9 protein-coding genes are annotated in these 12,908 nt (G+C 73.2%); 6 read left to right on the top strand and 3 right to left on the bottom strand.

Features of this window, described 5'->3' with window-relative positions:
• Positions 1 to 26: 26 nt before the first annotated feature.
• The gene (locus tag Q0Z83_RS12020) at positions 27 to 1,484 is read left to right on the top strand and encodes an aldehyde dehydrogenase family protein (protein ID WP_317793950.1); all 1,458 of its coding nucleotides are present in this window, start codon (positions 27 to 29) and stop codon (positions 1,482 to 1,484) included.
• 1 nt (position 1,485) lies between these two features.
• Positions 1,486 to 2,598 carry an NAD(P)-dependent alcohol dehydrogenase gene (locus Q0Z83_RS12015; protein ID WP_317793949.1) on the top strand — a complete coding sequence of 371 codons (1,113 nt, stop codon included), beginning with the start codon at positions 1,486 to 1,488 and terminating at the stop codon, positions 2,596 to 2,598.
• 58 nt (positions 2,599 to 2,656) lie between these two features.
• On the opposite strand, the gene Q0Z83_RS12010 is transcribed toward Q0Z83_RS12015, so the two are convergent.
• Together Q0Z83_RS12010 and Q0Z83_RS12005 are read right to left on the bottom strand one after the other, a co-directional pair.
• Positions 2,657 to 4,438, bottom strand: coding sequence for a serine/threonine-protein kinase (locus Q0Z83_RS12010; protein ID WP_317793948.1), 1,782 nt, complete (start codon positions 4,436 to 4,438; stop codon positions 2,657 to 2,659).
• Between the two features lie 40 nt (positions 4,439 to 4,478).
• Positions 4,479 to 5,987 carry a protein kinase domain-containing protein gene (locus Q0Z83_RS12005; RefSeq protein ID WP_317793947.1) on the bottom strand — a complete coding sequence of 503 codons (1,509 nt, stop codon included), beginning with the start codon at positions 5,985 to 5,987 and terminating at the stop codon, positions 4,479 to 4,481.
• Between the two features lie 188 nt (positions 5,988 to 6,175).
• Between Q0Z83_RS12005 and Q0Z83_RS12000 the strand changes: the two genes are divergently transcribed.
• The 4 genes from Q0Z83_RS12000 to Q0Z83_RS11985 are packed head-to-tail and all read left to right on the top strand — an operon-like array spanning position 6,176 to position 8,473.
• Positions 6,176 to 6,466 carry a WXG100 family type VII secretion target gene (locus tag Q0Z83_RS12000; RefSeq protein WP_317793946.1) on the top strand — a complete coding sequence of 97 codons (291 nt, stop codon included), beginning with the start codon at positions 6,176 to 6,178 and terminating at the stop codon, positions 6,464 to 6,466.
• Positions 6,467 to 6,474: 8 nt separating this feature from the next.
• The gene (locus Q0Z83_RS11995) at positions 6,475 to 6,762 is read left to right on the top strand and encodes a hypothetical protein (RefSeq protein ID WP_317793945.1); all 288 of its coding nucleotides are present in this window, start codon (positions 6,475 to 6,477) and stop codon (positions 6,760 to 6,762) included.
• Complete coding sequence (locus Q0Z83_RS11990) at positions 6,759 to 7,904, top strand: hypothetical protein (protein ID WP_317793944.1); 1,146 nt, start codon at positions 6,759 to 6,761, stop codon at positions 7,902 to 7,904. Before Q0Z83_RS11995 ends, Q0Z83_RS11990 begins: the two co-directional genes overlap by 4 nt.
• Positions 7,901 to 8,473: a hypothetical protein gene (locus tag Q0Z83_RS11985; RefSeq protein ID WP_317793943.1), complete on the top strand. Its 573-nt coding sequence runs from the start codon at positions 7,901 to 7,903 to the stop codon at positions 8,471 to 8,473. Before Q0Z83_RS11990 ends, Q0Z83_RS11985 begins: the two co-directional genes overlap by 4 nt.
• A gap of 6 nt (positions 8,474 to 8,479) precedes the next feature.
• Here the strand turns inward: Q0Z83_RS11985 and Q0Z83_RS11980 are convergent, their stop codons facing one another.
• Positions 8,480 to 12,886, bottom strand: coding sequence for an FtsK/SpoIIIE domain-containing protein (locus Q0Z83_RS11980; protein ID WP_317793942.1), 4,407 nt, complete (start codon positions 12,884 to 12,886; stop codon positions 8,480 to 8,482).
• Positions 12,887 to 12,908 lie beyond the last annotated feature (22 nt).

The raw sequence follows: 12,908 nt of genomic DNA, 5'->3' as shown, positions 1-12,908 counted from the left end.
CCACGCGTCCCTACCGTCTCAGCACTATGACCCCCATCACCCGGCCCGAGCCGGCCCCCGGACAGCTGTTCATCGACGGCCGGTGGCGTGACGCCGCCGACGGCGGGCGCCTCGACGTGCTCGACCCGTCCACCGGCACGATCGTCACCACGGTCGCCGCCGGCACCGCGAAAGACGTCGAGGACGCGGTGACCGCGGCCCGCGCCGCCCTCCCGGCCTGGCGCGACACCCCGGTCCGGGAACGCGGCCGGATCCTGAACCGGGTCGCCGCGCTGATCCGCGAACACGCCGACGAACTCACCGCCCTGGAGAGCCTCGACGTCGGCAAACCGGTCAGCCTCTGCCGGCCGGTCGACGTGGACACCGCCGCCGACGTCTACGAGTACTACGCCGCCCTGATCCAGACCGTCGGCGGTGAGCACCGTACCGTCGCCATGCCCGCGCACGCCTACACCCGCCGCGAACCGGTCGGCGTGGTCGCGGCCATCACGCCGTTCAACTTCCCGCTGATCCTGAGCAGTTCCAAGCTCGCCCCCGCGCTGGCCGCCGGCAACACCGTCGTCCACAAACCGGCCGACGACACCCCGCTGTCCGCCCTGTTCATGGCGAGACTGCTGACCGAAGCCGGGGTGCCGGCCGGTGTCCTCAACGTGGTCACCGGCCGCGGACCCGACGCCGGGGAGCCACTGCTGCGTCACCCCGGCGTCGACAAGGTCGCGTTCACCGGCTCCACCGCGGTCGGCCGACACGCCGCGGCCACCGCCGGAGCCGCCCTCAAACCGGTGACCATGGAACTCGGCGGCAACGCGGCGAACATCGTGTTCGACGACGCCGACGTGGAGAAGGCCGTCGGCACGGTGATCAAGGCGTTCGTCTTCAACACCGGCCAGTTCTGCATGGGCGGCCCCCGGCTGCTGGTAGCCCGCCCGCTGTACGACACCCTCCTCGGCATCCTCGCCCAGGCACTGCCCGGCGTCCCGCTCGGCGACCCGTTCGACCCGGCCACCGTGATCGGGCCGATGGCCGGGGAACGACACCTGGCCAAGGTGCGCGACCACATCGACCGGGCCCGCGCCGAGGGCGCCCGCATCGTCATCGGCGGCGACCGTGTCGACCGCCCCGGCTTCTACCACCAGCCGACCGTCATCGCCGGTCTGCCCGACAGCTCCCCGGTCGTCCAGGAGGAGATCTTCGGCCCGGTGCTGACCGTGCAGGCGTTCGACACCGAGGACGAGGCGATCGCACTGGCCAACGGCACCCCGTACGGCCTGGCCGCCGGTGTGCAGACCCGCGACATCGCCCGCGCCCACCGGGTCGCCGCCCGCCTGGACGCCGGGATCGTGTGGGTCAACGACTGGGCGATGCTCGACCCGGCCATGCCGTTCGGCGGGGTGAAGGCCTCCGGCTTCGGCCGCGAATACGGCCCGGAAGGACTCGAGCCCTATACCCGTACCAAATCCGTTCTGATCTCCCTGGAGGCCTGAGTTGACCACGACCACCGCGGCGATCGTCGAGTCCGCCGGCGCCCCGTTCTCCCTCACCCGCGTCGACCTGGACGCGCCCCGACCCGGCGAGGTACTGGTCCGGGTCGTCGCGGCCGGGCTCTGCCACACCGACCTCGGCGTGGCCGCCGGGGCCCTGCCGTTCCCGCTGCCCGGCGTCCTCGGCCACGAAGGCGCCGGCATCGTGGAAGCCGTCGGCTCGGCCGTCACCTCGGTCGCACCCGGCGACCGGGTACTGCTGTCCTTCACCTCGTGTGGGGCCTGCGGAAACTGCCGCGACGGCCATCCCGCCTACTGCGCCACGTGGCTGCCGGACAACCTGCTCGGCGGCCGCCGCGGCGACGGCACCGCCACCCTCACCCGCGGCGGGCATCCGGTCGGCGGTCACTTCTTCGGCCAGTCCTCGTTCGCCGGACACGCCCTCGCCGACGAACGCAGCGTCGTCAAGGTCGCCCCGGACGCGCCACTGGACCTGCTCGCCCCGCTCGGCTGCGGCGTGCAGACCGGCGCCGGCGCCATCTGGAACGTCCTGCAACCCCGGCCCGGCGCCACCCTGATGATCACCGGCGCCGGCGCGGTCGGCCTGTCCGCAGTGATGGCCGCCCGGCTCAGCCCGGCCGGACGGATCATCGTCGTCGACCGGGTCCCCGGCCGTCTCGAACTGGCCACCGAACTCGGCGCCACCGACGTCGTCGACACCACGGCCGTCGACCTGGCCGACGCCGTCGCCGAACTGACCGGCGGCCACGGTGTCGACGGCGTCGTCGAGACCACCGGCGCCACCGGAGTCCTACAGGCCGGCATCGGCGTTCTCGCCGCGCGCGGCACCGCTGTCGTCGTCGGTGCACCCGCCTTCGGCACGACCGTGCCGGTCGACGTCAACCACATGCTCGGCGGCCGTACGATCACCGGCCTCACCCTCGGCGACAGCGAGACCCAGTCCCTCATCCCGGTCCTGGTCGACCTGGTCACCGCCGGGCGCCTGCCGATCGACCGGCTGATCCGCCACTACGCCTTCGAGGACATCCAGCAGGCCGTCACCGACGTCATCACCGGCGACACCATCAAGCCGGTCCTCCGGTTCACCCACCTGTGACCCGCCGGCCGCGGGTGGCGGGCGTCCACCCGTACCGAAGTGGTGACCTTCGCCCTGGTCAGGCCTGCCAGTACCAGAACAGCTGCCGATGGTCGAAGTCCTTCTCGGCGGCGGTCCTCAGCTGCCCGCTCGCACCGATCTCCAGGACACGGGCCGACGCCGAGCTGATCAGCACCCAGTGGTCCCGGTCCTGGGTGTCCTTGCCGCGCCAGCGGTGCGTCCACGTCTGACCGGCGCCGCCGTCGCACGGCCGTGTGCCGACCGTGGAGCCGCCGAGGTCGGTCAGGCAGTAGTTCGTCGTGACCGCCGCGGGCCGCAGGGTGGTGACGTTGCCCGAGCCGCAGGCGAACCAGATCTGTCGCGCGGCGCCCACGACCTCGGCGGCCATGGTCGGCCGCAGTGTCGCGCCGGAGACGTTCACCTCGATCATCTGTTGCGGGTCGGGGCCGGTCGGGCCGGGGTTGCGCACGGTGATCCGGATGCAACCGGTGGGCGTACGCTGCAGGCTCCCCACGACCGGCGGTGGTGTCGCGCGTCCGGTGGGTGACCGCCGGGGTGCAGCCGATCTGGTGGGAGCCGGGGCCGGATCGTCGTCGGCGGCCACCGGCGCGGGTCCGGCCACGTCGGGAAGGATCGCCGCGGCCGGCGCAGGAGCGGACGCGGCCGCCGGTGGCGGGGCCGACGGCGATGCCGGGAGCGACGGGGACGAGGATGCCGACCGGGCCGCCGCGGCGGGCTGTACGGTCAGCGCACGTTCGGTGACCGCGGCGGGTGTTTGCGGCGGCCCGGGTTCGCCGCCCCGCATGCCGTACCCGGCGATGCCGGTGACCGCCAGGGCGGCAACCACACCGGTGCCTGCGAGCGCCATCGCCCGCCCGCGTCTGCGGGCCGGAGCCGGCGGCGTCGCGGGCGCGGGCCGTGGACGCAGAACGGTCGGATCCGGCCCCTGCCGTCGGGGGGTGTCGAGCGCCGCCAGTTCGGCGACACGCCGGTCGATGTCGTCCACGACGGGCCGGGGCAGCCAGTCCGCCGGCGTGCCGTCGGCGCCCAGCCGGTCGAGCACCTCGGCCGCCGTCGGCCGGTCGGCCGGGTCCTTGACCAGGCAGGCGGCGATCAGGTCGCGGATCTCGCCGGGCACGTCGTCGAGGGCGGGTGGCTCGTGCACGACGCGATAGACCACCGCCGCCGTCTGCCCGGCTCCGAACGGCGAGGTGCCGGTCACGGCGAACGCCATCAGGGCGCCGAGTGAGAACACGTCCGTGGGTGCGCCCACCGGCCCGGTACCGAGTGCCTGTTCCGGCGACATGAAGCCGGGACTGCCGAGCAGCTGGCCGGTCTGGGTGATGGTGCTCGAGTCGAGAACGCGCGACACACCGAAGTCGATGATTCGCGGGCCGTCCGTACCGACCAGCACGTTGCCGGGCTTGAGGTCCCGGTGGACCAGGCCGAGGGCGTGCACACGGGTCAGTCCGGCGCACAGTCCGGCCATCAGCACCCGGGCAGCGTCGACCGGTAGCCTCCCGTGTGTGCCGACGACCTCGGCGAGCGACGGGGCGGGCACGTACTCGACGGCCAGCCACGGCGGGTCACCGTCCGGGTCGGCGCCGATCACCCGGGCGGTGTAGGGGCTGTCGGCCTGCGCGGCGACGGCGATCTCACGGCGGAACCGGACCCGGAAGTCGGGTTGGTGGGTCAGGTCGGGCCGGATCAGTTTGATCGCGGCGGCCGGTGCGCCGGGACGTCGCCCCAGATAGAGCTGGCCCATGCCGCCGGCGCCGAGCCGGGCGAGCAACTCGAAGTCGCCGACCATGACCGGATCGGCTGGTACCAGGGCAAGCATGTGGTGATCTCCTGTGTTCGGGAAAGTCGCGGCGGCAGAGTCACTCGAAGCCCGCACCGGACTCCACATCGATGCGGGTGGTGTCGACGGCGACGCCGCCGATGACGGCCGTCTCCGTGGTCAGGTCGAGTTGCGGGGCTGGTTCGGCGGCCTCGTCGACGGTGACGACGCCGACCTGGCGGCCGTCGGGCAGCACGATCCAGGAGCCCTTGACCCGCGCTCCGTTCACCCTGGTCAGCGACCGGAAGAGCCCGGCTCGGCCGCCCGCCGGCGGTAGCGTGAACTCGGTGGTGTCGTCGCCGACCGTCACCGAGCCACGGGCCGCGTCGGCGTCGTACGTGCCGGACAGGGTGTCGCCCTTCTTACTGGTCAGGTCGAGCTCGCCGGCGTCGGCGGTGCCGGCGAACCATGCCTCGACTCGCTCGCCGTCGCAGAGATAGGCGATCGCGGTTCCGTCGCGTACCGCGAGGTAGAGCGTGCCGGCGTCCTCGACGAGGTGGGCGGCATAGGTGATCCGGGTCGGGATCGACGGCACGACGGGAGCGGGTGCCGCGGCCACCGACGCCGTGAAGGTGGACGGTGCCGCGGACGAGGCCGTGGGCGCGGGTGCGGGTGGCTCGTCGGCGCTCGCGGTGACGGCCACGCCGGCGAGCGCCCCGGCCAGGACGGCCGCGGCGGCGGCCGATGCCACCGCCCGGCGTCGGCGGTGCGGCCGTGACGCCGCCGGTGGGGGTGGCGGTGCGGCGCCGGACCGCCGCAGCCGGGTGCGCTGTGCGGCGGGCACGAAATCCCGGCCGTCCGGGATGTCGGCCGCGCGGAGAGCGGCGGCGACCCGACGGGCCGACGGCCGGTCGCGGGGCATGAGGTTCAGGCAGTCGGCGAGGATCCCGCCGAGGATGGGCGGCAGCGCCGCCACGTCGGCGTGCGACGCCGGGCGGGCGCCGGTGACGAGCTCGGCGAGCAGCACACCCAGCGACCAGACGTCGGCGGCCCCGGTCGGCGGGTGGCCGGCGTCCAGTTCCGGTGCGGCGTACGCGGCCGTTCCCCCGGCGGGCGGCTTCGCCTCGCGCAGGATCGACGCCACCCCGGAGTCGCCGAGTTTCACCGTTCCGGCCGCGGTCAGCAGGACGTTCTCCGGTTTGACGTCCAGGTGCACGACACCCTGGGTATGCGCGTAGGCCAGCGCTCCGGCCAGCTGCGCGCCGATGTCGGCGACCTGCGCCTCCGGCAGGCGACCGCCGTGGGCGCTCAGATGCGTTCGCAGGTCCCGGCCGTCGACGAACTCGATCAGCAGCGCCATCCGGCCGCCCTCGACGACGAGGTCGTGCACCGCGACGATCGACTCGTGGTCGAGTTCGCGCAGCGCCAGCTCCTCACCGAGAAACAGCTCGCGTACGCGCCGGTCGGCGGCCACCTCAGGGCGCAGCACCTTCGCCGCCAGGGGCGGCCCACCGGCCCGGCGGGTCGCCCGGTGAACGACCGCCCAACTGCCGCTGCCCACCTTCTCGTGCAGCAGGTAATCGCGGCCGAATGGCGTTTCGCCGCCCATGTTAGTGCCTCCGCGTGACTTGTGGGTATCCCATTAATACCGGCAATTCGGGCTCACTCACACCCCCCGGACGTACGGAACTGATGACCGGAAGTCGTCCCCCGTTCGAGTGTCACCGCCAGACGATTTCCGGCCCATTCTGGCTATTGTCGACGACATCAAAGTCGATTCTCAGAAAGGTTCGGATCATGGCCCAGGGCACGTTCGACAGTGCGGAGATCGCCAATCACGCCAACCTGACCCGGCAGCGGTCGGACGAACTGGAGCAGGCCATCGCCGCGTTGCGCTCGGCTGCCGGACAGCTCTCCGCAGTGTGGACCGGCCCCGGTGCGGCCGCTTTCCAGAGCACTCGTGAGCAGTGGGAACGGGCCGTCCAGCCGCTGCTGGAGAGCCTGCAGCAGATGGGCCTGGTGCTGAACCAGGCCAGTTCGGCCTACGAGACGAACGAGAGTTCGATCGCCCGCGCCTTCGGCGGCTGAGGACCGCGATGGTGCGTGGCAGCTTCGACACCGACGGCCTGCGGTCGTCGGCCGATCAGATCAGCCGGACCGCCGCGTCGCTGGCCGAAATCGAATCCGCGCTCCGAGGGATTCCCTCCGGTGCGTGTCCGCGAATTGTCGATCAGGCACTCGACGAATTGGCTCGCAACGGCAGCGACATGATCTCCGATATCGACGAGGAGACAACGGCGCTGAGCCAGAAGATGCGTCAGGCGGCGCAGATCTACGACGGTTTGGAACAATCCATGGTGCGCTATTTCCGGAGCGGTCCGTGATGCTGCCCGGTTCGTTCCCACGGACTGCGCCGCTACTGCGCCGCGGTGACCCGGCGCCGGGCGATTCCGAGGTGATCGCCGCGGTGATCGCCCGGCTCCGCGACGCCGCCCGAACAGCCGGTGACGCGGTGGTGCTGCTGGGCCGGATCGGTGCCGACGTCACACTGTGGACCGGCCCGGCGGCCGACGCCTGCGGCCGGCGGCGGGACGAGATCGTACGCCGACTGCAGGCCGCGGAGTCGGCGTACACCGGCGCGGCCGAGGATCTCACGCGCTGGCTGCAGACGCTCGGGGCACTGCAGGCCACCGCCGCGCAGATCGCCCGCGAAGCCAACGACCTGCAACGATCGGCCGAGACGAACAACGCGCTGACCGTGTTCGCCTCCCCCGCGACGCCGAACGTGCCCGGGCTCGCCGCCCTGCAGCGCCGGCACGACGACGTAGCGGCACAGGCGACGGCGGCGGCGAAGACCTGTGCCGTGGCCCTCGGCCACGCCAGCGACATCGTCGAGAAGTTCAGGCACTCCCGTTGGCAGAACATCGGCGACGTCCTGCACGACGTCAGCGACGTGCTCGGCACCGCCGTCCTGGTCCTTACGGTGGCCTCCGCGTTTCCACCGCTCGCACCGCTCGCCCTGCCGGCGGCGGCGGCCGGTCGCGGACTGCTGCTGGCGGTCGATGTGGCCAAACTCGGAGTCGACCTGAAACTGGTGGCCGACGGCGACGCGAGCTGGAGCACCGTCGGCGGCGACACCGTCGATGTGGCCACGGGTGGTCTCGGCGCCGGGTTCAGACCGATGGCCAAGGCCGCCAAAGCCGAACACCAACTCCGTACCGCCGCTGAGACCGCGGGCGGGGCGAGGTTCGCGACCGGAGCCGCCGAGGCAGCCGATGAACTGGCGGTCGGTTTCACTGCCGCCGCACGCCGCGAGATCCTGCACCCCGTCACCGCCTTTCGCAACGAGCAGCAGATGACCGCAGTGGTGCAGGAGGCGAGACAGCATGCGCCGCTGCCGTCGATGCAACGGTGGCTGCCACCCGACAACCGGCGCTGGGTGGTGGGTGACGCCCTCGTGCAGACCCACGAGGCGAATGAGGTACGCAAGAACGTTCAAGGGTGGATCGGCGGCGACAAGCGATGACCTGGCAGCAGACGACGGTTCGAGCCGACGACGGCACCGTGCTCGACATCGCGCTGCCCCCGGGCTGGTGGTCTCTGCCGACCGACGAGCCGGACCTCACCGCCCGCGCCCACGGCATCGCCGACAACCGGCCGGCCCCGTTCCCCGGCATCGCCGACGAGCTGATCCAGCTGGCCCGAGTCGGTGCGTCGGCCGGCACGATCCTGATGGCCGGCGGCGCGGCCGCCGACGACGAGACCGGGCAGGTGGTGTCCGCGTCCCTGATGGTGATCATGGACGACACCGGAGACACCACACCGACCGACGGCATCGACGAGGGGCCGTCGGCACGCCTGGACCTGCCGGCCGGCGTCACCGTCCGACGACTCTTCCGCGGCATCGCTGCCAGCCCGCTCGGTGACCTCTGGGAACTCAAGGCCCAATACGCCGTGGCCCACGCACGCCCCTGGCTGTTGTCCTTCCAGACCCCGGCGATGACACACGCCATGCAACTGCTCGACGTGTTCGACGGCGTCGCCGCCACCCTGCACATCACGCCCCCACCCGGCGAAAACGCCGTCTTCGGCTGAGATCGGCTACCGGGCCGCCGCGACCAGATCCTCCGGCGTTCCGTCCCACCCCGGCGCCCACGCGACCGCCCGCTGCGCCGCATCCGGGGCGAGCTCGTCGAAACCCGCAGCCCGCAGCCGGTCGATCAGCTCACACAGCCGCCCGGCCGGCGTCGGCGCGGGCCCCGCCAGCACGTCGGTCACCTGCAGCAGGGCCGCCACCGACCCCGACCGGCGAGCCCGCCCGCGCACATCGGCACTCGACGCGTACGGCACCTGCACCGGCGCCGCCGCCGATCGGCGCAGCAGCACCGCACGCCCCGGCGGCTCGCTGCTGACGTACGCCTCGGGCAGCCGGGTGAGCACCCCGAACAGGTGCACCCGCGCCGACCTCGGCGTCAGCACCAGCCCGGTACCGCCGCGACCGGCCTCACCGAGCAGCGAGTTCGGCGCCGGCGCACTGAGCACCGCCAGGTCGGCGGCCACCACGAAGGCACGGCCGGCGTCCTCCGCCAGCATCATCCGGTGCAGCGCCCGACCGCCGTCGGAGTTCTGCAACTGTTCGGCGTCGTCGATCACCACCAGGCACGGCCCCGCCCCGGCGGCGGCGATCGCCAGCCCGATCTGCCGGTCGGTCGGCTGCCGGGCACCCAGCACCGCGGCGACCCCGGCCACCCCGGTCAGCTCGTGCAACACCGAACCCCGCGACGGCGCGACCGCGACCACCGGCACCCCACGGTCCAGGGCGTCCAGCGCGATCGCCAGCAGCGTGGTGCTCCGGCCGCTGTGGCGCTCACCGGCGACGAACACGGCCGGCCCCTCCCGAACGGCATCGGCACCCAGCCACTGCAACCGGTCTCCGCCCACGCCGAGCCCGATCCACGCGGGACCGGTACCTCGCGGCAACACCGCGGCCTCCGGGTAGCCGACCCGCGACGGCAACGCGTCGACCGGCCAGGGCCCGCCCTTCTCCGGACCTCGGGCCGGCGCCCGCAGTGGCTGCGACAAGACGGCCACCTGCACCGCCCGGTGCGGCGCGCCGAGCCGGACGGCCAGACCGGGCCGCGGCTCCGCCGGCCGGGCGGTGGCCGGCACCCCGATCCACCCGTAGTCCTCGGCGTCGAACGCCAGCGCCAGCCGATCCTGACTCGCCTCGTTGAGCGCACGAGCCCGCGCCGACGTGAACAGCGTGCTGCCGCCGGTGACCGCCACGTGCAGCCCGGCCGCCGGCCCCTTTCGTACGACACGCATCAACTGCTCGTGCAACGCCCCGCCGTCGACCTCACCGAACGTCTGCACCCAGCTGTCCCAGTCGTCGATGAACAGCACCGTCCGGGCCGCCGCCGGACCGCCCGACACCAGCGCTTCGAGACGGTCCAGCAGACGGGCGCCCCGAGCCAGTTCGCTCTGATCCAGGTAGGCGCCGCACTGCGGAAGATCACGCAGGTCGGCGAGCGCGCCACCGCAGTCCATCACATAGAGGTGAACCCGGTCGGCGGGCTGCTTCGCGATCGCCGCGGCGAGGGTCCGGAGCAGTGTGCTGCGGCCCGACCGGGGCCGCCCGGCGGCCAGCAGATGCGTGCCCGCGTCGAGATCCCATTCGGCGACCGGCTGCCGCCGCTCCTCCGGGCGATCCTCCCGGCCGTACGGCAGAGCCGGCGCCGACGAACTCGACAGGCCCGCCGCGTCCAGCCGGGCGGGCAGCTCAGGCAGCCACGGCAGCTCCGGCCGGCCGATGCCCGCTGCTGCCGCCGCCTCCGCGACCGCCCGCACCAGGATGTCGGCGTCGCGCACCTCGGCCACCTCCTCCCCCGCCGGCTCACGCCCGAGCTCGTCGAAAGCGGCGCGCAGCACCCGCACCGGCGGCCCACCGACCCGGCGGGTCCGGCCGCCCACGTAGGCGGACTGGAACACCACGACGTCCGCCTCCTGGCCACGCCGCACCAGACCGCGGCCCGGCACGGTGATCAGCCGCGCGTCCGGCGTACCCACGACGTCCTGCGAGTGGTCGGCGCTCAGGTGCAACGCGATGCGCAGTTTGGCGTTCTCGGCGATCTCCGGCGGCACCGCGCCCCGCGGCGTCTGCGTACCCAGGATCAGATGCAGCCCGATCGACCGTCCCTGGGTGGCGACGTGCACCAATCGCCGCAGGATGTCGTCGGACAGTTTCTCGCGCAGGATGGCGAACTCGTCGACCACGATGCACATCCGCGGCAGCCGCGGCGGGCAGCCGTCGGGGAGCGCGCCGGCGGCGGCCAGCCGCTGATACTCGGCCAGCTTCTCGACACCGGCCTCCCGCAGGTAGACCTGCCGGCGCAGGATCTCGCCGGCCAGCGAGTCGAGCGCACGCATCACCGCCCGCCCGTCCAGGTTGGTGATCATGCCCATCACGTGCGGCAGAGTCACAAACGGCGCAAACGCCGCCCCGCCCTTGAAGTCGATGAGCAGGAAGCCGAGTTCGTCCGGCCGGTTGGCCAGCGCCAACCCGGCGACCAGCGTCTGCAGGAACGCCGACTTGCCCCAGCCGGTGGCCCCGGCCACGATCGCGTGCGGCCCGTTGGCGGCGAGGTCGATGGCGAGTGGGCCGTCTGCGGCCCGACCCACCACGATGTCGGTACGGCGCGGAACGCCCCGCCATCGCCGGGCGATCGCGGCCGGGTCGCCGGCGCCGTCGTGATCGTCGAGCAGCGCGACCCGCTCGGGCAGACCACTCATGCCACCGGCCGACTGCGGGTCACGCAACGCGGCGATACCCCGCGCCGCGGTCTCGGCCGGTTCGACGCCGATCTGGTCGGCGACCACGTCGGGCCGCGGCGACTCACCGGCCCGCTGCACGGTGACGTTGGCACTGTCCTGGAAGGTGACCGTCACCGGACATCGATACGGCAACTCACCGACCGCCACCACACTGATTCCCGCGTCCGGACCGGCCTGCAACAACTCGGCCAGCCCGGGCACATCGTTGGCGGACAGTCCGTCGACCACCAGCAGCCGGCGCGGCGCCGCCGTACCGCCGTCGCCGGCCTGACGCCGCTGCGCCACCAGCGCGGCGAGCTCATCGATCCGGCCCTGCAACGACAGGGCGTCGGCGCCGACCGACGCGAGCGGCCCGTTCTCCGGCCGGGCGTGCGGTAGCCAGCGCACCCAGTCCCAACCGGCCTGCGCGGCCCGGTCGCCGGGGGCGGTGAGCACCACCACCCGCAGATCAGCCGGCCCGCTCTGGACCACCGCCTGCAGCACGATCCAGCGGGCCACCGCCCGCGCCGCCGGGAACGGGCCGGCCAGCCCGACCGTCCCGGCCACGGTCAGTGACACGGTCAGCGGCACGTCACGCACGTCCGGCACGGTGGTGCCGCCGTCTGGATCGCGGACGGTCACCCTCGACGGCAGCGCGGCGATGCCGATCCGCACCTCGAGGAAGTCGGGGTGAGTGGGCCGGCGTTCCCAGAGCGTCGGCCCCGGCCGCCGGGCGATGGCCACCACGTCGGCCGGGCCGGGCGTCGCCCGGCGGCGGGCCGTCCGCTCGGCCACCACGAGCGCCTCGATCTCGGCCTCAGCGGCGGCGTGTTCCGCCGCGTGCCGGCCGGCGGCCCGGGCCTGCTCCCTACGGGCCCTCACATAGGACACCAGCGCCGAGATCAGCAGCGTCGCCGTGCTGGCCGCGGCGAGCAGCAGGAAGGTGAAGCTGTGGAACACGAAGTACGCGACCACGCCCAGCACCAGACTGGACAGGGCCGCCCAGCCGATGCCGGCTGAACTGCGGCTGCGATCGGGCGGTTTGCGGGGCAGCCGCACCTCCCGCACGACCGGCGGCTCGGTGAAGCGTTGCGGCCGATCGAGGCGGTCACTGCCATCCGGTTGCCGCACCAGCTTCGCCGCGGGCGCAGCGTCCGGCCCGGCCCGGAAACGCAGCTGGTTGTCGCCGACCTGGACCACCGCGCCCGCGGTGAGCGGCTGCGCGTCGATCAGCACCGTACCGTTCACCTCGGTGCCGTTGGCCGACCCGGCGTCGCGCACCACGACCTCGCCCGGTGTGCAGGCGACAATGGCGTGGCGGCGGCTGACCGCGGTGTCGGCGAGCACCACGGTGTTCGACGCATCCCGGCCGATCGAGATCGTTCCGGTCTCCGGGAGGGCGATGATCAGCCCGCCGTCGGGGCCCGCGACCCCTTCGAGCACCCGCCGTGGCTCCGGCGCCCGCGCGAGCTGACGGGCGGGGCCGAGGCACACGGTGGCGCCGGCCCGTACACCGGCCGCGGCGAGCCGGTCACCGGCTGCCGGACGCCTGCCGTCGACGCTGAGCTCGCCGGGGTCGGCGAGTTGCAGCCGCTCGGCCAGAGCCGCACGCAGATCGTCGACAGTGGCCGTCGGTGTGCAGCGGACGTGCAGGTCGGCCCGCCGGTCGCCGGCGACCACGGTCAGGGGAATCCACATGCGGCTTCTCTGGTACTGGTAG

Origin of the sequence: Actinoplanes sichuanensis (genome assembly GCF_033097365.1) — a bacterium.
In the GTDB taxonomy this organism is placed as follows: Bacteria; Actinomycetota; Actinomycetes; order Mycobacteriales; family Micromonosporaceae; genus Actinoplanes; species Actinoplanes sichuanensis.
Note: the sequence above shows the minus strand (reverse complement) of the source record. Positions and strands in the feature narration are given on the sequence as shown.